Raw genomic sequence first — 20502 nt, 5'->3', positions numbered from 1 at the left:
ATTAAAATGTCGTAACCACTTTTACATCTGAAGTGACTGATGAGTCATTAATGTAGCCAATCATACTAGGATTGGCTTTAATAAGCTCGATAACATCAGCATCGTTTCCCACATCTTTTGGTGGTGTTCCTTTACCAGTGAAGACCAGCTTTGACCAATAAGCTTTTATTTGAGTTCCTGATTTTTTTAATATAGTAGTTTCAAAATCAGCTCTTTGTGAATTCCCCTCATTTTGATTTACTGGAATTACTTGCCCTGCTCCAGGAAATGATTTCATCTTTCCTAAGAATATTCGAGCAACTTCAGATTGGTCTAATTCAACAGGGTTTGATGGATGAACAATCACTGATATTCCAGAGAACGCTGATGCACTAAACAGTAAACTTGTTGCTAATATAAGTGTCTTCATTTGCTTCTCCTTAAAATACTAAGTCTATGCTAATTGTTATATTAGAGCTTGATTCTTTATCAGTTGGTGTGCCCCATCCAGCGGTAACATCGACAATTTCACTAAAGGCATTATATTCAAATTTTAATGCTGCACTTGGGTGAAAGTCGTAACGAACACCTAAGGTTGTAGCTGTATATTCAAATAATTGACCATCAAATGCGCCTTGAACTGTAGTTGCTAAAGGAGGAACTGCTGATAACTTTGAAGCCACTTCCGTATTTTGTTCATTTTCGGTATGTTGGTAGGTTAAATATGGTGTGTATGAATCCAAGCGATAGGCTAGGCTGACATACCATTGACTATTATCGAGTAATAATGAATCATCAACAGTTACTTCAGAATATTCAGCATTAATTAAAAATTGATCTAGATCGGCTGTTATACCCAAACCAATAAAACTACCTACATCATTATCAATCTTGACCTCTGTGCCTAAATTTAATGAAGGTACATTGGTATCCAGGGCGTCCGCTAACGCAACCATGCCCGCTTGAGGGATAAATACGTCACCATACATATATGCTGCGTAACCACTTAACCAGTCTTTACTAAATTGAACATTTATACCTTTGAAACCTTCTAACTTTCCTTCTGTTGGGGTGGTTGTTTTGAAAAAAGTTTCTTCAACATTACCATAAATAATATTGGTGGTTATATCGATTCCCCCTGCATAAAAATTACTTAATAAACTGACGCCGTCATAGGTGTTAAATAACAAACTATACATAGCTTTAGGTGGGCGGATCCAAGGATAAGCAAACCCTACATCTAAATAGTCTGAGTATTTATAAAATGGAAGTCTTAATCGTCCAGATCTTAATGTGAGGTTATCGTTCAGCTCATAACTTAAGTAAGCCCATTCAAAATTGGCTTTAAAATCTGTACTGCCTCGAGCCATTATTTGAGCTGTTGCACTTAAACCTTCACCAAGAGATGATGATACTTGTAAGGCAAACTTAGATTCGGGTTTAAAACTAAAGTCTTCATCATATGGAGAATTTCTAAAAGTTGCTTCGTCTAAATCGACACCACCAACTATGGATGCAAAACCATTGATTTTCACATCGGCTATTGCATTTGTTGATGATATAGCAGTTATTACGGTACCTAATAATAGGGGTTTTAACTTAGGCATTGACGTGCTCCTACGTATTTACATCAGGCTGATTGATACCCACTAATATAAGTACAGGATTGGAATGTTTGCAAAATTTTATAGTTAAATAAATGAATTAATTTAATTTTTTAGAATTCAGTAATTGTCACAAATTATGAGGGACGTTTCATTTCTCTGCAGTCTTTGCAATTTGAGATTTTGCTTGCTCCCACCATGTGTCTAACTGGTAGAGGCTGGTTTTGCTAATGTCTGCGTTGTTCTCTGATGCAATCTGTTCAACCTGACGAAAGCGTTTTTCAAACTTTTTATTGGCGGCTTTGATCACTTGTTCTGGGTTCAAACCTAAGTGTCGGGTCACATTGGTAAGGGCAAAATAGAGATCGCCTAGTTCATCGGCAATGGCGTCAATATTGTCACTGTCCTTTAAAGATGTGTTATCAATATTAAGGGCGAGTTCAGCTTTTACTTCTTCAATCTCTTCACTGACTTTATCAAATGCACCATGTACATCAGGCCAATCAAAACCAACACTTGAGGCTCGTTTTTGGATTTTATAGGCACGAGAAATAGCAGGTATTGCCAATGGGATATCATCTAATACGCTGATGCTTCGTGAGTTTTTAGCATTACGTTCTGCGGCTTTTTGTTTTTCCCAGTTTTGTTTTATTTGTTGTTCAGAATCAAATTGAGCATCAGAAAAAACATGCGGGTGACGGCTGATTAACTTGTCGCAAACGGTGTCGATCACATCGTTAAAATCAAACAAGGATTGCTCTTTACCAAGTTGAGCGTAAAACACAACCTGAAATAATAAATCGCCCAATTCACTTTTTAAGTCGACATAGTCCTTGTCTTCGATTGCTTGAGCAACTTCATACGCTTCTTCAATAGTGTAAGGTATTAACGAATCAAAGGTTTGCTTTAAGTCCCAAGGACAACCTGTTTCAGGGTGACGTAATTGGGACATGATCCAGTTGAGCTTTTCCATGGATGATTTGTTATTTAACATTCTTAAAAGGTCACTTTTCCGGTATTAGATTCGTTTAACTTCTATCATTTCATCTAACTGACTTAGTTTGCTCACCACGCGGTTAAATGCCCCTACGTTATAGACTTCTAATTTAAGTCCCATAGTCGCAATTTGTTTTTGCACGTCAGACTCTGTGGTCATGCCTAATACATTGATCTTCTCATTAGCTAGAATACTGGTGACATCTCTAATTAAGCCACTGCGGTCATTTGCAATAATACGTAGCTGAGAAATATAACCACCGGAATACTCTTCTTCCCAACTGGCTTCTATGAAGCGTTCTGGGTGTTCATTCATGACAATTTTAAATTGTTCACAATCTTCTCTGTGGATAACGACGCCACGCCCTTGAGTAATATAACCAGCGATTTCATCACCAGGAATTGGATTACAACAGCCAGCTAGTTGGTTCATTAGATTACCAACACCTTGAAGTACAATGCCGTTTTGAAACTTCTTCTGTTTTCTCGGTTTTTGAATTAAACGAGGGTCAATTTCAGGTGGTTGTTCATTTCTTAACTTGGACTGGATGTAATTTACAACTTGATTTAAACGAACATCACCGCCACCAATTGAAGCTAATAAGTCGTCTAACGTCACCATGTTAAAGCGGTCTTTAGCTTGTTCGGCTTCTGACCAAGGTATATTTAAACGAGACAATTCTTGTTCTAAAAGTTGTTTACCTTCGGTTTGGTTTTTATCTTTATCTTGCTGTTTAAACCAAGTGTGAACTTTAGCTCGCGCTCTGGAAGAGTGGATGTAATCAAGGTTAGGATTCAGCCAGTCGCGTTTTGGATTGGATTCTTTACCTGTAATGATCTCAATCTGATCACCCGTTTTAAGTTGGTAAGTAAAAGGCACAATGCGGTTAAACACTTTTGCACCAATACATCTATGTCCCACATTAGTATGGATATGATAAGCAAAATCTAACGGGGTAGACCCATTTGGTAAATCAATAACATCACCTTGTGGCGTAAACACATAAACGCGGTCTTCGACAACTTGGTTTCTTAGCTCTTCAGCGAAATCACCGGAGTCGGCCATTTCTTCTTGCCATTGAAGTAGTTTTCTTAACCAAGCAATCTTGTCTTCATAGCTAGAGCCTTTACCAGATTTAGTTGGTAAAGCGCCTTCTTTATATTGCCAGTGAGCAGCAACGCCTAATTCGGCATCGTCATGCATTTCTTCCGTTCTGATTTGAATCTCAATTGGTTTACCTTCAGGACCTATTACGACAGTGTGAATAGATTGGTAACCGTTTGGTTTTGGTGTGGCAACATAATCGTCAAACTCAGACGGTATATGGCGCCAGCTAGTATGAATGATGCCTAAACATGAGTAACAATCCTGAATTTTATCAGCAACAACGCGTACTGCTCTAATGTCGAATAACTGGCTGAACTCATACCCTTTTTTCTGCATTTTTTTCCAAATGCTGTAGATATGTTTTGGTCTACCATAAACTTGAGACTTAATGTTAGCGCCAGCTAAGCGTTCACCTAGTAACTCGACAAAGTCTTCTAGGTACTGTTGTCGTTCAGTACGTTTTTCTTCAAGGTTAGATGCGATATTTTTATAAATATCAGGCTGTAAATAGCGAAAAGCATAGTCTTCTAGCTCCCACTTTAATTGACCTATACCTAATCGATTAGCTAACGGAGCATAAATAGTTTGGGTTTCTTTGGCGGCAAGGACTCGAGTCTCTTCGTCGCTTTTTTTGATTTCACGTAAAAAGACCACTTGCTGCGCAAGTTTAATAACAACCGCGCGCACATCTTCAATCATTGCGGTTAACATACGGCGTATATTTTCACCTTGCTCAGGCGAATATTTTACTCGAGCTGACAACAAGCCCATGCTGGCCATTTTGGTGACACCGTTTAACAAATTAATGATATTACGGCCAAATTTCTTTTTGAGTTTTTCTCTAACTTTAGTGTCGGATGCCTGATGTTCAAAATAGGGATATAACAATGCAGTTATTAAACTGTCATCGTCCATATGAAGCTCAAGTAATATCTCAACAATTAGTAGACCTTGGCGGGTGTAATCGGCATCAACCGGTGAAAGTAACTCAGCTTGTTTGGGTTGCTTTTGTAACCACTGAACGGCGTCGTCAATTACTTGAACAGTATGTTCTGCTAGACCAGCAGACATTAGCCACTGTTTAGTATCTTTACTTTCTAGAACGTCTTCTAAGTGATGCGTGCGAGTTACCGAAACCACAGGTTATCCTTTTATTTTTCTAACAAAGCCATCGCTTCAATATGAGCAGTATGAGGAAACATATTCAATAATCCAAGTTTCGACAATTTATACCCGCTTTGTTGTAATTCTTTAATATCTCTGACCATAGTGGATGGATTACAAGATACATATAATATTGTATTTGGTGCCAACAGTGGGATTTTTTTGACAACATCATAGGCGCCATCACGAGCCGGATCTAATAATAACTTGTCTATAGGTTTTAACCACTGTGGTTTATATTTTAATTGTAATTTAGATAAATCGGCTTGATGAGCAGAGATGTTATCTATTTGATTTAATTCTGCATTTTGTTTTATGCGTAACACCATATTGTTTACGCCTTCAACGGCAAATACTTGTTTAGATTTAAGCGCTAAAGGCAATGTAAAATTGCCTATGCCACTAAATAAATCTAACACAACATCCTCTTTTGTTGGTGCTAACCAATCAATTGCCTGCGAGACCATTTGCTGATTTACATCGGCATTTACTTGAATGAAATTTTCTGGTGAAAATTGGAATCGACAATGTTCAATTACATATTCAAGCTCTGTACCAGTTGTATTATTTAATAATGATATTTGCTCAAACTTATGGTCTTCATGTTCTAAAATCAAGTTTATATTCTGAGCTTGTGCATATAGGTTTAGTATTTCTTTGTCTTTACTATTCAGTGGGTTAACAACTCGGAAAATAACAGTGTTACAATTGTCTAATGCATAAAGTTGTATGTGCGTTATTGATTTACGGCTGGTTAAACTTTGTATTGTCGTTTTTAACGATGGCAATAAATTGGTTAAACTTTGAACCAAAATAGGGCACTGCTCAACATCAACAATTTGTTTAGACTTTGCTTGTCTAAAGCCTAAACGTAATGATGTGTCCGAATCAAACCAGATAGATAAACGAGCTGTACGACGATAGTGCCAGTCGGGACCCGTTATTGCTGGTTGCCATGGAATATCGGTTAACCCTAATTGTTTTTGGAATAGGGAGTTTAACGCGGATTGTTTTGCTGCGGTTTGATGAGCAGGTTCCATATATTGAATTTGGCAACCACCACAAACATCGAAATGTACACATTTAGGTTCTACACGTTTATCACTGGCTTCAAGTACTTCTAACGTCTCACCTTTAATGATTTTTTCGTTATAGGTAATAGGACGAACTTTTACAACTTCATCAACTAATGCGCCGGTAACAAAAGCGATACGTCCAGTTTCAGTTCGAATGATCCCTTTCCCTTCGGGGTCGTAACTCTGCACTTTTGCAACGAAGTCGGGCAATTGTTTGGCAAGAGATTTATGTTTTCTGTTTTTGCCTGATTTACTTGGGTTGAATATTTTTGCCATGCGAGCGGTTGCCTGTCCTTTAAATCGTGATGAAATCGTTAAATATGAAATTCAGAAAGCTGGAATCTTGTTAGTTTAACAAGTTTAGGATAAGTTAATCTCCCTAATTTATATAAATTATTCTCGTATTATTAATGAAAGAACTGCTTTCTTTACGTCAACGCGCGTTGATGATCACCATTTTACCTACAATATTGATCGGTCTTTTATTAGGGGGGTACTTAACTTATAAAAGATACACTGAACTAGATGATAACTTAATCCAACGTGGTATCTACCTTTCAGAGCCATTAAGTATTTTGAGTGCGGATGCAATATTAAACAGTAATCAAAAAAGGTTAGAACAAACACTGAACATGGCACATAGAAAAGCCAGTCCAATAGTACAGTCTATTTCGGTATTTTTACCTAACCATCAATTGTTTGTCTCTTCGAATATGCATGAAGATTTTTCCAAAGTCCGTTTAAAACCGGGGCGTTTACTATCTGAAAATACCCAAGTTGAAATGACCGACGATAAAATTTACATTCGCAGCCCAATATACAGTTCAGAATTAGAAGTAAACGACTCGTTTATTTTCATCACCAAAAATGGCAAGACATTATTCGGTTATTTAGTTGTTGAACTAAGCCGGGATCAAGCACGCCTGGAGCAACAATCTTCAGTCTTCACTTTAATCCTTATTTTATTGCTCGTGATTATTTCTACCACAGTGTTTTCGTTCTTTTTTATTAAAGATATCACCTCATCTATTAACGACCTTAACAAAGCGGTTAAATCCATTGCCGATGGTGATTATAAATATCGTGTGAATAATAATATGGTTGGAGAATTAGAAACCTTGCGATTGAGCGTTAACTCCGTTGCCAAAGCAATGTATGTAGTGACCGAACAAGCAGAACATAATATCAGTGAACACACACAAGAACTGCAGCAAACCGTTGAGCAGTTGGAAGTACAGAATATTGAGCTTAATATAGCCAAACGGGACGCCTTAAATGCTAACGATGTGAAGTCTCAATTCTTAGCAAACATGAGTCACGAGTTAAGAACCCCGTTAAATGGAGTATTAGGTTTTACTCGTCAACTAAAGAAAACACAGCTAAATAATAATCAGCGAGATTTCCTCGACACAATCGACTCGTCGGCGAATAACTTATTACAGATCATTAACGACATTTTAGACTTCTCAAAACTAGACGCTGGAAAAATGGAACTCGAGTCAATTCCATTCGCCCTCCGTGATACGGTTAATGAAGTTATGACCTTATTAGCGCCAAGTATATTTGATAAGAGTCTGGATATTCATATTAATATCGACACCCGTGTTCCGGATGAATTACAGGGTGATCCTGTTCGGTTAAAACAAATAATCATTAACTTAGTCGGTAACTCTATCAAGTTTACCCGTGACGGTTATATCCGATTGGATGTTAAATATTTAGGAAGTCACGAATACGGGCATCACATTAAGTTTATTGTGTCAGATACGGGCATTGGTATTGAAGAAAAGGTCAAAGATAAATTATTTGCGGCTTTCGGACAGGCGGACAATTCCACCACTCGAAAATATGGCGGTACAGGATTAGGCCTGATCATTTGTAAAAAAATTGTCGAAAGCATGAAAGGCAGTATTCACTTTAATAGTGAGTTAAATAAAGGTTCTGAGTTCTTTTTTGATATGTATATCAAAGAAAATAACACGGCGATTGGACAACAATTACCTTTAAAAGAAATTGAAAATAAAAAAATACTGTATTTCGACTCGTGCCCTCAAGCGTTCAACGATATCAAGCAACTACTTAATGATGACACTGAACTAGTTGTCACAAGTTGTGATCAAGACTCAGCTTATTTAGAAACCTTACAAAAAGACAAATTTGATATTGTGTTGATAGGCAGAAAAATATCGCCCAGCACGGTAAGTGAACTAAAAAAATACATCACAGTGGCAACACAATATTGTTCACATGTGTACACCATCATCAATAGTATTTCACCAAACCTAAAAGAAGCGATTATTGGATCTGGAGCGAGAGCTTGTTTTAGTATGCCGGTGAATCATAGGAAGTTGATAACTACGTTTGCTGAACCTTATATAAAAGATATTAATCAGCAACAAGCGTTAACTACAATGTTTGGGGGAATGAAGGTCCTAGCGGTTGATGACACACCCGCTAATCTTAAACTACTAACAACCTTGTTGGATGAAATGGGCATGGTTGTTGATGTAGCGCATGATGGCGTTGCTGCGTTACAACAGGCACAAAAGCATATTTACGATGTTATTTTTATGGATATACAAATGCCGATTATGGACGGTATTACGGCATGTCAAAAAATTAAAGAGTCGTCGTTAAATGAGAGTACGGCTATAATTTCCGTAACAGCTCACGCAGGACAAGATGAGCAAAAAAGAATGTTAGAAGTCGGCTTTACTGGCTATTTAGCCAAACCGATAGATGAAGAAATGTTAACTCAAGTTATATTAGATGCATGTCCAGGTTGTCAGCTACAAATAAGGCAGCCAACTCCTGTGCCCGTTATTGCAACTCAACCGGACGAATCACTACCTGCTTTTGCTTATTACCATCATGTTGATTGGTCATTAGCCTTAACCCGTGCAGCGGGCAAAAAAGAACTCGCAATAGAAATGTTTGTTATGTTAGTTAGAGGATTACCGGAATTAGCCCAATCGTTAAAACAAAGTTATGGTGATGAGGATCTGAAAACATTGTTAGAGGTTATACACAAGTTTCATGGCGCGTGTTGTTACACTGGGGTACCTAAACTAAAGCAATTAGCTGAACTTATTGAAACTGGATTAAAGAATGAAAAAAATATAGCCGCGGTTGACCCTGAGTTGTTAGAACTGATTGATGAGATTGATCATATTATTAATGAAGCAAATAATTGGGATTTGAATTAATCACTCTTTTTGTTCGATTTATTGAGTCGGCTCAATTTCATAAACTGTTCTTTTAATGGTCCTTTGCTAGACTGAGCTATAGATTCAAACATTTTTGCAACATCATCTGGAATTGTTCGGGTACTTTTTTTGATAATAGTAGGGGCTTCTGCTTTTGCTCGTTTTGATTGTAAGGCGGCTGAATGGGGACTTACTTTCATTTCAACAGTGACTAACGCAGGATCGAGCTGTTTCCGAAAGGAAGACAAAACTTGTGATTGGTACATTTTAAAGCCAGTGGCAATGCCTGCAGAAGTGGTTTCTAAATAGACAATTGAGTTTTTATAGTTGCTTACTACGATGTTTTGAGCGATATTAGCACCTAATATTTCTGATAATAGTTGGTGAATTAATCTAAATTTACTGGTTTTTTGACGATATAAAGATAGATTGTTTGTTTCTTTATCAGAACTGATTAGTTCATTTAACGATTTTGGTGTCTTCACTTATATGTCCGTGAAATTAGGTAGTAGTGAATGAGTTTAACACTTATTTATAGAGGAAAGAATGTAAGCTTTAAAATGAGAATGTTAAAGGCTCAATGGCTTTCTATTGCTGCTATTTTAATATTACTCACTGTCTGGCTTATACGTGGTGCAATCGGTCAAACCGACGATACCAATCACGTGCGCGAACAACTCAGTGTTGCCCAAAAAGAATACAGTGATGAAAAAGAACTGCTCATTCGACTAAAAAATCAAACACAACATCAATTAAGTGCTTTAACATTAAAACTTGGCGAAATTAAAGGCCAAGTTAATAGGTTAGATGCATTTGCTTCTCGTTTAGCTCAACAATCTGAAATACCTGATGATGAATTCAATTTTGATACATTAGCTGCCACTGGAGGTCCTACGACGTCAAGTGCTGAAGATGTAACTGCAAATGCCGAAAACTTATTCAGTGAGATGGATGAAATGCTAGTTAAGTTAGATGGCCAAGAAAGAAAAATGGCAGTACTTGAATCTATCCTTATGAATACCCATATAGAAGAAGAGATATTTATATCTGGTCGACCAATTCAAAGTGGTTGGTTATCGTCTTATTTTGGCGTAAGAAAAGACCCGTTCACTGGGATGCCTGCCACTCATAAAGGTTTGGATTTTGCTGGTGAAGATGGTGCGGGTGTAATTGCGACAGGATCTGGTGTTGTTACTTGGGCAGACAGTCGATTTGGGTATGGAAATTTAGTGGAAGTTGATCATGGTGATGGCATTATCACTCGATACGGACACAATAAAGAGTTATTGGTAAACGTTGGTGATATAGTTACCAAAGGACAAAAAATTGGATTAATGGGCAGCACAGGTAGGTCTACAGGACCGCATGTCCATTATGAAGTATTAAAAGGTGGCAAGCAGATAGACCCATTACCGTATGTCTATCGGAAAGCTAACTGACGATTAATTAGACCATATTTTAATCAACATGTAGCAATCGGCCCTTGGCCGATTGTTTATTTTTAGAATAATTAAAAGTAAAAAGCTAAACACATGATCTCATCATTACTTACAAAGATGTTTGGTAGCAGAAACCAACGCACTCTTAAAAAATTAAACAAAATTGTATCTACAATTAACGCCCTAGAACCTCAGTTTGAAAGTCTTACCGATGAAGAATTGAAAGCAAAAACTGCCGAATTTAAAGCGCGGTTAGAGCAAAATGAAACACTGGATGATTTATTACCAGAAGCATTTGCAACTGTGCGTGAAGCCAGTAAACGTGTTTTTGGAATGCGTCATTTTGATATGCAGCTAGTTGGCGGCATGGTGTTAAACAATGGTTCTATTGCAGAAATGAGAACCGGTGAAGGTAAAACCTTAACCGCGACTTTGCCAGCATATTTAAATGCATTAACCGGAAACGGCGTTCATGTTATTACCGTGAATGATTACCTAGCAAGTCGAGATTCTGAAGCTAACCGTCCATTATTTGAATTTTTGGACATGAGTGTGGGTTGTAACATTCCTGGTATGGCTCATGATGCCAAACAAGCCGCTTATAATGCCGATATTACTTACGGAACGAATAACGAATTTGGTTTCGATTATTTACGTGACAATATGGCGTTTGAAAGTGCAGAACGTGTTCAACGTAGCTTGCCTTTTGCTATTGTCGATGAAGTTGACTCCATCTTAATCGATGAAGCGCGTACACCATTGATCATTTCAGGCCCAGCTGAAGATAGCTCTGAGATGTACCTTAAGATCAACGAAATCGTTCCTTTACTTGAAAAACAAGAAAAAGAAGATGAAGAAGGAGTTGAAGGCGACGGTGATTTTACTGCCGATGAAAAATCTAAGCAGATTTATTTAACGGAACGTGGCCAAGTTCGAGTAGAAGAGATCTTGCTTGAACGTGGTGTGGTTGCAGAAGGTGAATCATTATACTCTGCGACAAATATTCCTTTATTACATAATGTTTATGCTGCATTACGTGCGCATATCATGTACCAAAAAGATGTTGATTATATAGTTCAAGACAATCAAATCGTGATCATTGATGAACATACTGGTCGTACAATGGAAGGACGTCGTTGGTCTGAAGGTTTACACCAAGCTGTTGAAGCTAAAGAAGGTGTGAAGATTCAGAATGAAAACCAAACATTGGCATCTATTACTTTCCAGAACTTTTTCCGTATGTACGACAAGTTATCGGGAATGACAGGTACTGCCGATACAGAAGCGTTCGAATTCCAACAAATTTACGGACTAGATACGGTAGTTATTCCAACTAACCGTCCTATGGTACGTAATGATATGACTGATTTGGTTTATTTAACTCAGTTAGAAAAATACAAAGCTATCATAGAGGACATCAAAGACTGTCAAAAACGTGGTCAGCCAGTGTTAGTAGGTACCGCTTCGATTGAATCTTCTGAATTGTTATCTACTTTATTGAAAAAAGAAAAGATAAAGCACAACGTACTTAATGCCAAACAGCATGAAAAAGAAGCACAGATAATTGAAGATGCCGGTACTTCTGGAACCGTTACTATCGCAACTAATATGGCAGGTCGTGGTACCGATATTGTATTAGGTGGTAATTGGCAAGCAGAAGCGGCACGTTTGAAAAACCCAACAGAACAACAAATCGAACACATTAAATCTGAATGGCAAAAACGTCACGATGCCGTATTAGCCGCTGGTGGTTTGCATATTATTGGTACCGAACGTCATGAGTCTCGTCGTATAGATAACCAGTTACGTGGGCGTTCTGGGCGTCAAGGTGATGCAGGTAGTTCACGTTTTTATCTTTCTATGGAAGATACATTAATGCGTTTATTCGCATCAGAGCGTGTTACTAACATGATGCGTCGTTTAGGGATGGAAGAGGGCGAAGCTATTGAACATCCTTGGGTAAACAAAGCTATTGAAAACGCACAACGAAAAGTTGAAGCGCGTAACTTTGATATCCGTAAACAATTATTAGAATACGATGATGTTGCTAACGATCAACGTAAAGTTATTTACTCTCAACGCGATATGTTATTAGACGAAGGTGATATTGGTGAAGTTATCGCTGGTATTCGACAAGATGTTGTAGCGTCAGTGTTAGACCAATATATTCCACGTCAATCTTTAGATGAAATGTGGGATCTTGAAGGCCTTGAAGAACGTCTGAAGAGTGATTTGTCAGTAGATTTACCAATCCGTGTTTGGTTGGAAGAAGATCAAAAACTGCATGAAGAAACGTTAAAACAACGTATCAGTGAAAGCATTGATGACATGTATAACGCAAAAGAAGCGTTAGTGGGCAAAGAGGTGTTACGTCACTTCGAAAAAGCCATCATGTTACAAAGCTTAGATCAGTATTGGAAAGAACATCTTGCTGCAATGGATCACTTACGTCAGGGTATTCATTTACGTGGTTATGCTCAGAAAAATCCTAAACAAGAGTATAAACGTGAATCGTTTGAATTATTCTCAAGCATGTTGGAACAATTAAAAGCAGAAGTGACCAATGTCTTATGTCGCGTACAAGTACGTGCTGAAGAAGATGTGACTGCTGTTGAAGAGCAACGTCGTAAAGCCGACGCAGCTCCTAAAGAGTATCAACATGAAAGTGCAAATCAATTAGATGAGCCAGAAGACTCGAAATCAGTGATCAGAACGGAAGCGAAAGTAGGCCGTAATGATCCTTGTCCTTGTGGTTCTGGTAAAAAATATAAACAATGTCACGGTAAATTATCCTAACCTTGTTTAGTAATTATAAAAAAGGCGGATTTCCGCCTTTTTTTATGAAAAAAATTAATGTTCAGTTAGATACAATTTAAAGAATATATTATGAAAAATACAATTAATGTTGCTGCTGCTGTGATTTATGTCGATGGTTTGTTTTTATTAAGCAAACGATTAGACCACCAACACCAAGGGGGAAGTGGGAGTTCCCCGGCGGTAAGATTGAATCTGAAGAAACAACTGAACAGGCTTTGGTACGTGAATTAAAAGAAGAGTTGAATATTGACGTTTTAAAACAATCACCTTTTATGTCATTAAGTTTTGAATACCCAGAAAAACATGTGAATTTACACTTTCAATTGGTCACTGAATATAGCGGTGAAGCGCAAGGTATTGAAGGGCAAAAAGTACAGTGGTTCAACAAGGAAGCCCTGATGCAGTTAACCTTTCCAGATGCAAATGTACCGGTTGTTAAAAGAATAAATGAATTGCTTTAATATTTGAGGTGGAAAAGCACTTTATAGCTGACTTTCCTGTATAAGGTTTGTTACAATCCCGCCTCATTTTTGTTCGAAACCCAAAAGTAAGAATTTCCTATTTATGTTAGAAGTGAATCCTGTACTAAATCAGCTTGCCGATATACGCACTCGTACTGACGTGCTTCGGGGTATCTTTGACTACGATAATAAAAAAGAGTTATTAGAAGAAGTCACAGGAGAACTTGAAGACCCGAATGTCTGGAATGATCCTGCAAGGGCGCAAAAGCTAGGTAAAGATAAATCGACACTTGAAGTTATCGTTGAAACTATCGATTTATTAGACCAAGGCTGTGAAGATATAGAAGGCTTAGTTGAGTTAGCTCAAGAAGCAGACGATGAAGAAACCTTTGAAGAGGCTGAATCTGAATTAGCCGAATTGGTTTCAAAATTGGAATTATTAGAGTTTCGCCGCATGTTTTCAGGCGAACAAGACGCCAGTGATGCCTACATTGATTTACAGTCTGGTTCTGGCGGCACAGAAGCGCAAGACTGGTGTAATATGTTATTACGCATGTATTTACGCTGGGGCGAAGCAAAAGGCTTTAAAACTGAGCTAATTGAAGTTACTGCCGGAGATGTTGCCGGAATTAAAGGGGCAACAATACGAGTATCTGGTGAATATGCATTTGGTTGGTGCCGCACTGAAACAGGTGTGCATCGCTTAGTAAGAAAATCACCTTTTGATTCAAGTGGCAAACGGCATACGTCATTTGCCTCTGCGTTTGTTTATCCAGAAGTAGATGACAACATTGATATTGAAATTAATACTTCAGACTTAAAAATTGATACTTACCGTGCATCTGGTGCCGGTGGTCAGCACGTTAATACTACTGACTCTGCGGTACGTATAACGCATGTGCCAACCAATACCGTTGTGCAATGTCAGAACGAACGTTCACAACATAAGAATAAAGACCAAGCAATGAAGCAATTAAAAGCTAAATTGTATGAGTTAGAAATGTTAAAACAAAATGCGGAAAAACAAGTGGCAGAAGATAATAAATCTGACATAGGTTGGGGCAGTCAAATACGTTCTTATGTATTGGATGACTCGCGCATAAAAGACTTAAGAACGGGAATTGAAAACCGTAATACACAAGCGGTATTAGACGGTGATTTAGATAAGTTTATAGAAGCCAGTTTAAAATCTGGTCTATAGATTGACGTTGTAAATGGTTAAAAGACAAAATTGTAAGTTGAGCTAAATTAACAAAGCTTAATAAAATAGATTAACAGTAATTAGAGAAAAATATGACTGACCAAATTCAAGACGAAAATAAATTGATAGCTGAGCGTCGTGCTAAATTAGACGCAATTCGTGCTAATTGTAGTGCCAATGGTCACCCGAATACATTTCGTCGTGAACATTATGCTGAAGACTTACAACAAGAGTTTGGCGAAAAGTCGAAAGAAGAGCTAGTTGAAATGAATCAAGTCGTTTCTGTTGCCGGTCGTATTATGGCTAAACGTGGTCCATTCTTGTTATTACAAGATATGTCTGGTCGTATTCAAGCTTATGCATCAAAAGACGCACAAAAAGTTCTTAAAGAGAAATACGGTGTATTGGATATTGGTGACATTATTGGTGTAACTGGCCCACTTAATAAGTCGGGCAAAGGTGATTTGTATGTTGATATGGTTGAATACGAACTATTAACTAAATCATTACGTCCATTACCAGAAAAATTCCATGGTTTAACTGACCAAGAAGCTAAGTATCGCCAACGTTATGTAGATTTGATCACTAACCAAGATACGCGTAATACGTTTTTTATCCGTTCTAAAATTGTCGATGGTATTCGTCGTTTCTTAACTGACCGTAATTATATGGAAGTTGAAACGCCAATGTTACAAGTTATCCCTGGTGGTGCATCTGCAAAACCATTTGTAACACATCACAATGCCATGAGCCGTGATATGTATTTACGTATAGCGCCTGAGCTTTATTTAAAACGTTTAGTGGTTGGTGGTTTTGAGCGAGTATTCGAAATCAACCGTAACTTCCGTAACGAAGGTTTATCAACTCGTCATAATCCAGAATTTACTATGATTGAGTTTTACCAAGCCTACGCTGATTACAAAGATTTAATGGACATCACTGAAGAGATGTTACGTACCTTAGCCAATGATATTCTAGGTTCTGCAATTGTTAAGAATACCGTTAAAGATACAGATGGCAATGTTGTAGAAACCAAAGAATATGACTTTGGTCAGCCATTTGCTCGTTTAACTATGTCTGATGCGGTATTAAAATATTACCCAGAAGCTACGGCTAATGCAGAATGGAAAACAGCGATTCAAGATCCTGAAAATAACTTAGCTATGTTAAAAGTAATTGCTAAAGCATTACATATTAAAGAACCAGAAGTTGACGGGATTTGGGGCGCAGGTAAGTACCTATGTGAAATCTTTGAAGCAACAGCAGAAGAGTTATTAGACCAACCTACCTTCATTACAGCTTATCCGTGGGAAGTTTCTCCATTGGCACGTCGTAACGATGAGAATTCGTTTGTGACAGACCGATTTGAGTTCTTTGTTGGTGGACGTGAGCTTGCTAATGGTTTCTCTGAGTTAAATGATGCTGCCGATCAAGCTGAGCGTTTTTCTAAACAAGTTGAAGAGAAAGATGCCGGTGACGACGAAGCAATGCACTTTGATGAAGATTACATTCAAGCCTTAGAATTTGGTTTACCGCCAACGGCTGGTGAAGGGATCGGTATCGACCGTTTAGTAATGTTATTTACTGACTCGCCAACCATTAAAGATGTTATTTTATTCCCACATATGAAGCCGGTGGCAAACTCTGAGCAACCGGAAGAAGAATAACGTATAACAATACCTTTGTTATAAACAAAAACGCCTTCAATTAAGAAGGCGTTTTTTTATGGGAGTATCATAATACCGCTTAATATATTTAACTCTCAAATAAACGGGAAATATCAGTGGCCCAATCTAATTGAGGAAACTCTAATATACGTCCTAGCTCCACCCCGTTTTGGTAAACGATAATTGTAGGTGTTTTTTTGATGTCGTGTTTTTGCGCTAACATCAGTGGATCGGATTTAGACGTGTCTAATCCATAAAACCAAGCACTAATATTGGCGTTATTAACTTGATTTAACATAGTGATGATACGAGGTACTTCTCGGGCACTGTCATGACACCATTGACCAAAAAACACCTTGATCTGTATATCTCCAGTTAAGTTAGCTAATTTATTGAGTTGCGCGTCGTTGTAACTCACATCGTCAATGTGTGACGCAAATGTTGGAAACGACGACAATATGTCCGGTGCTGAAATCTCTCCTACATAATATTTTGAATCTTCAGCGAGGCTGATATTTGAAATTAAAAAGAAACAAAAGATAAGCGCGATTTTAAAAAAGTGAGTTATTTTCATATTATTATTCTCGAGTTAGGATGACTTATCCTGACCTAGAATGAATCGGTTAGCAATTTGTAATTTGTTGATATGTGTTTATTTTTTGACAAAAGTTTGTTTTAAAAATAGTCCTAGGATAAATTTATAATATAATGCAGTTAGTCTCCGATTAGATTAAACACCTTAAATTAAATAAATAACGTTTTGCATATGATAAAGGAATAAGAAGTGAAGGTTGTCGTTTCGTTAATGTATTTAGCTATGCTCCTGACGAGCTCAATGAGTTGGGCTGCAAAAACATATTTAACTTTAGGTCAGGTTGACGTCTTAGATGCACCAAACGGGTCTTTAATAGATACTTGGCCTGATAAAACCTTATTTACTTCATCGTCAGAATCAGAGTTATGGGTTACTATCTCTGGCCATTTTCCTGAAGGCGTATGGCAGCCTTTAGAAACGGAACTGTATGTTCAAAAATCTGAGCAATTAAAGTTAAGAACGCCATATCAACATAAATCAGCAAAAACCGTTGTCTATAAAGCGCTAAAAAAAGTAGGCAGTAATGCCAAAGCTTATAAATTATTAGAAGATGCCCTCGTTTATATTAATAAACCAAAGGTAATAACCGCTGAGCCGTTAAATACGTCATTAGAGGTAAACGCAAACTATATAGAGTTGTCACAACCAGTCAACGTACCTGTGTCTTTAGACAACAAAGCGGCTGATACCATGTTATGGTCAAAAGACACTGTGTTTACTACCTCATATGAAGATGCGTACCTCATCAAAGTAACAGGTCATTTCCCTGTAGAAGGATGGGAGGCTTTAGAGCATCCATTGTGGATCAAAAAACCGGTAAAACTGCAAGACAGGACGCAGCCTCGTCGATATGAACGCAATAAAAGCAGCAAACGTTTCGCAATTATAGACAAAAGGCGTTTTGAGTTATCAGTTTATGAAGTTGTTGATGGTAAAAAAGAAAAGTTAATGCGCACTCCCGTTGCACTTGGTTACGATCGTTGTTTACCAAAGTCGAAGGGAGGTAAGTGTTATTACACACCTGAGGGCGAATTTGAAATAGAGTTTAAACTGTTTGATCCTGACGGTATTAACTGGTGCATTCCGCCGAAAATGGCGGGTGAGTTCAAAAGTAAATTAGCCAAAGGTGAGCGCTGTTGGCGCGGAGTAATGGGTAACTATGCGATGCATTTTGGAGATTCATTATTTTTACATGGAACCTCAAACCCCAACTCCATTGGGAGTCGAACGACACACGGGTGCGTTAGATTACGTAATCCGGATATCGAAATGGTGTATCAGATGTTGAAAAATGGCGATAAGGTTTTGATTAGCGAAACACCTGAGCAGTTTGACTTAGTTGCCTTAGCTGAGGAGCAAACAGAACCATTAATTGATGAGTCTGAGGCATTGTTAGAAACAAAACCCGTATTATAAGTTTTGTTTCAATGCAGTCGATGTAGTACTAATTAATGTAATAAACGATGCAAAATTATCCGTGATAACATCGATGTCGTATTGTTTACTAGCGTGTTCAATGGTCGCTGAGCTTTGTTGGATCTCGAAAGCGCCAACACTGGCAGCCGCACCTTTAATAGAATGCGCTATCTTTCCTATGTTATCCCAATCTTGAGCTTCATAAGCTAGGTTTAGCTGAGTAACACTATCAATCAATTGATCTACAAACATTCCGACGACCGATGTATAAAGATCTTCATCGTCCATACAATTTGTCAGTCCTTGTGTGGTGTCAATTCCACTTATTCCTGCTAGTGCTGCAATAGACATATCAGCCTCATAAATTTAATGGTTCAATTTAATGGCTAACAATATACAGATCACCTCAGTGATCATACAAGTAGGAAATCCCTATAATTGAAAGATATGTTGTAATTACCAAGCATTGTTCCAATCTTTTAACTCAATAACATCATTAACTTGCACATTATTCATAAAGTCAGAGTCTAATGATTCTGCAATTGCTGTATTTTCATACACTTGGGTGATTCTTACTCGGTAAGGGCTGATAACAAAGTTAGTTAACAGATTGCCTCTATCATCAATGACATCCGCTCGATAAGAAACTCGATATTCTTGACCAATATTAACGCCTTGACCACGACCAATATTAAGTTGAATTTGCTCCCCATCTTTAACGGCCATAATTTTACTTTGTAATTGTTGGCAACTCAGTGTTGAAAATAAGTCATTGCGTACATCGGCTAATAAACTTTCAATTGCGATACCGTAATCATCATCCCAAAACTTTCTACTTGTTATATTTACTTGTTGGTTTTGTGGTGTGGACCAGTCAGCGAAAGTGTGGAATTTATTTTGGTATAACACTTCATGGGTTAGGGCATTAGCCACTAATATTTCTAACGCGAAAAAACGCTCAAACTGGTCATCTTGCCAAAATTTAAAGTCGTTTGTTTTAGACCCAAATGATAAATCTGTGATGCGGCCGAACATAACAAACTGGGTATTGGCATTGTTAGCTACGGCATCAATTAATTCGTGACGAACACGGCCTTGTTGTTCAAAGTCGATATTTACATTTAACTTTTTATCTAACCAAGCGACAGGATAGACGCCGTTTGCACCGGTTTTGAGTAACTGTAGTATTTTTCTAGGGATCTCTTTCTCTAACTTATACAAGCCGCCAATTTTAGCGTCTTCCCAATGTTGAATTGGAAATTGTGTGACAGCTATCTTTTTACTAAATTCTGATGAATAACATTGTGCATCTTCGGCAAAAATATCAGCACGCACAGTAATAGAAAAGGAATTACCGCTTTGCCTTTCTTCAACAATTTCAATTTGATTAACAATACCTAGTGCTTGAATTTGCGTGTGATCATCAACTAATAGACCTTGTGATATTTTCTGTACACTTGAAACACTGGCACCAGAAAATAACATGGCTTGTTTTATTGCATCCTGTAAGGCTCTATTTTTAGCACTTTTATAATCACCGTGGCGTATTTTGGATTGTCCTGTTGCCTCGTACCACTCAGCATGAACTGCGGTGACACTCAACATTAATAACAATGTGACACATACTTTGGTAATTTTGGCGTTAATAAACATATTCTCATTCACTAATTATCGGTAATTAAAGTTGCTTGCCATTAACGAACACGACAAAAAATTGTCACAGGCAAACGATAAACGCTTTGGGTACTACAACAGCAAAATCTAAGCCAAAGA

General features: G+C 37.7%; 16 protein-coding genes. 7 read left to right on the top strand and 9 right to left on the bottom strand.

Annotated features, from left to right (window positions below; all coding sequences use genetic code 11):
- Position 1 precedes the first annotated feature (1 nt).
- From RT723_RS09930 to rlmD, 5 genes are all read right to left on the bottom strand, one after another.
- Positions 2-409 (bottom strand): type 2 periplasmic-binding domain-containing protein, encoded by a 408-nt coding sequence (locus tag RT723_RS09930; RefSeq protein WP_315946924.1) that lies wholly within the window; start codon positions 407-409, stop codon positions 2-4.
- 10 nt (positions 410-419) lie between these two features.
- Positions 420-1586, bottom strand: a complete 1167-nt coding sequence (locus RT723_RS09925) for a porin (RefSeq protein WP_315946923.1) — start codon at positions 1584-1586, stop codon at positions 420-422.
- A gap of 148 nt (positions 1587-1734) precedes the next feature.
- Entirely contained in the window at positions 1735-2577 is an 843-nt protein-coding gene (gene mazG, locus RT723_RS09920; protein ID WP_315946922.1) for a nucleoside triphosphate pyrophosphohydrolase, read from the bottom strand.
- 24 nt (positions 2578-2601) lie between these two features.
- Entirely contained in the window at positions 2602-4827 is a 2226-nt protein-coding gene (relA, locus tag RT723_RS09915; protein WP_216053781.1) for a GTP diphosphokinase, read from the bottom strand.
- Between the two features lie 11 nt (positions 4828-4838).
- Positions 4839-6203: a 23S rRNA (uracil(1939)-C(5))-methyltransferase RlmD gene (rlmD, locus tag RT723_RS09910; RefSeq protein ID WP_315946919.1), complete on the bottom strand. Its 1365-nt coding sequence runs from the start codon at positions 6201-6203 to the stop codon at positions 4839-4841.
- A gap of 134 nt (positions 6204-6337) precedes the next feature.
- Here rlmD and barA point away from each other — a divergent pair, with 134 nt between their 5' ends.
- Positions 6338-9133, top strand: coding sequence for a two-component sensor histidine kinase BarA (barA, locus tag RT723_RS09905; RefSeq protein ID WP_315946918.1), 2796 nt, complete (start codon positions 6338-6340; stop codon positions 9131-9133).
- Here barA and RT723_RS09900 read toward each other — a convergent pair.
- On the bottom strand, positions 9130-9618 hold the full coding sequence (locus tag RT723_RS09900; RefSeq protein ID WP_315946917.1) for a DciA family protein: 489 nt from the start codon (positions 9616-9618) through the stop codon (positions 9130-9132). The two genes, barA and RT723_RS09900, sit on opposite strands and share 4 nt — an antisense overlap.
- Positions 9619-9693: 75 nt before the next feature.
- On the opposite strand from RT723_RS09900, the gene RT723_RS09895 reads away from it, so the two are divergent.
- The 5 genes from RT723_RS09895 (at position 9694) to lysS (ending at position 16718) form a co-directional block, all read left to right on the top strand.
- Positions 9694-10572 carry a peptidoglycan DD-metalloendopeptidase family protein gene (locus RT723_RS09895; protein ID WP_315946915.1) on the top strand — a complete coding sequence of 293 codons (879 nt, stop codon included), beginning with the start codon at positions 9694-9696 and terminating at the stop codon, positions 10570-10572.
- 93 nt (positions 10573-10665) lie between these two features.
- The gene (gene secA, locus RT723_RS09890) at positions 10666-13368 is read left to right on the top strand and encodes a preprotein translocase subunit SecA (protein ID WP_216053786.1); all 2703 of its coding nucleotides are present in this window, start codon (positions 10666-10668) and stop codon (positions 13366-13368) included.
- A gap of 146 nt (positions 13369-13514) precedes the next feature.
- A complete protein-coding gene (mutT, locus tag RT723_RS09885; RefSeq protein WP_315947188.1) occupies positions 13515-13850 on the top strand; it encodes an 8-oxo-dGTP diphosphatase MutT in 336 nt (111 codons plus the stop codon).
- A gap of 103 nt (positions 13851-13953) precedes the next feature.
- A complete protein-coding gene (gene prfB / locus RT723_RS09880) occupies positions 13954-15051 on the top strand; it encodes a peptide chain release factor 2 (RefSeq protein ID WP_315946914.1) in 1098 nt (365 codons plus the stop codon).
- 92 nt (positions 15052-15143) lie between these two features.
- Positions 15144-16718, top strand: a complete 1575-nt coding sequence (gene lysS / locus RT723_RS09875) for a lysine--tRNA ligase (RefSeq protein WP_315946913.1) — start codon at positions 15144-15146, stop codon at positions 16716-16718.
- 88 nt (positions 16719-16806) lie between these two features.
- Here the strand turns inward: lysS and RT723_RS09870 are convergent, their stop codons facing one another.
- A complete protein-coding gene (locus RT723_RS09870; protein ID WP_315946912.1) occupies positions 16807-17292 on the bottom strand; it encodes a thioredoxin family protein in 486 nt (161 codons plus the stop codon).
- Between the two features lie 210 nt (positions 17293-17502).
- Here RT723_RS09870 and RT723_RS09865 point away from each other — a divergent pair, with 210 nt between their 5' ends.
- Complete coding sequence (locus RT723_RS09865) at positions 17503-18729, top strand: L,D-transpeptidase (protein ID WP_315946911.1); 1227 nt, start codon at positions 17503-17505, stop codon at positions 18727-18729.
- Here RT723_RS09865 and RT723_RS09860 read toward each other — a convergent pair.
- Entirely contained in the window at positions 18724-19080 is a 357-nt protein-coding gene (locus RT723_RS09860) for an Hpt domain-containing protein (RefSeq protein WP_315946910.1), read from the bottom strand. The two genes, RT723_RS09865 and RT723_RS09860, sit on opposite strands and share 6 nt — an antisense overlap.
- Positions 19081-19185: 105 nt before the next feature.
- Positions 19186-20382 carry a flagellar assembly protein T N-terminal domain-containing protein gene (locus RT723_RS09855; protein ID WP_315946909.1) on the bottom strand — a complete coding sequence of 399 codons (1197 nt, stop codon included), beginning with the start codon at positions 20380-20382 and terminating at the stop codon, positions 19186-19188.
- Positions 20383-20502 lie beyond the last annotated feature (120 nt).

Origin of the sequence: Psychrosphaera aquimarina (genome assembly GCF_032461525.1) — a bacterium.
GTDB classification, from domain to species: domain Bacteria; phylum Pseudomonadota; class Gammaproteobacteria; order Enterobacterales; family Alteromonadaceae; genus Psychrosphaera; species Psychrosphaera aquimarina.
This window is presented reverse-complemented; position numbering and strand designations above follow the sequence as displayed.

Bases quoted from the DNA above. Each gene is read 5' to 3' on its own strand.
- RT723_RS09930 (WP_315946924.1), bottom strand. From the start codon at position 409: ATGAAGACACTTATATTAGCAACAAGTTTACTGTTTAGTGCATCAGCG.
- RT723_RS09925 (WP_315946923.1), bottom strand. From the start codon at position 1,586: ATGCCTAAGTTAAAACCCCTATTATTAGGTACCGTAATAACTGCTATA.
- mazG (WP_315946922.1), bottom strand. From the start codon at position 2,577: ATGTTAAATAACAAATCATCCATGGAAAAGCTCAACTGGATCATGTCC.
- rlmD (WP_315946919.1), bottom strand. From the start codon at position 6,203: ATGGCAAAAATATTCAACCCAAGTAAATCAGGCAAAAACAGAAAACAT.
- barA (WP_315946918.1), top strand. From the start codon at position 6,338: ATGAAAGAACTGCTTTCTTTACGTCAACGCGCGTTGATGATCACCATT.
- RT723_RS09895 (WP_315946915.1), top strand. From the start codon at position 9,694: ATGAGAATGTTAAAGGCTCAATGGCTTTCTATTGCTGCTATTTTAATA.
- secA (WP_216053786.1), top strand. From the start codon at position 10,666: ATGATCTCATCATTACTTACAAAGATGTTTGGTAGCAGAAACCAACGC.
- prfB (WP_315946914.1), top strand. From the start codon at position 13,954: ATGTTAGAAGTGAATCCTGTACTAAATCAGCTTGCCGATATACGCACT.
- lysS (WP_315946913.1), top strand. From the start codon at position 15,144: ATGACTGACCAAATTCAAGACGAAAATAAATTGATAGCTGAGCGTCGT.
- RT723_RS09870 (WP_315946912.1), bottom strand. From the start codon at position 17,292: ATGAAAATAACTCACTTTTTTAAAATCGCGCTTATCTTTTGTTTCTTT.
- RT723_RS09860 (WP_315946910.1), bottom strand. From the start codon at position 19,080: ATGTCTATTGCAGCACTAGCAGGAATAAGTGGAATTGACACCACACAA.
- RT723_RS09855 (WP_315946909.1), bottom strand. From the start codon at position 20,382: ATGTTTATTAACGCCAAAATTACCAAAGTATGTGTCACATTGTTATTA.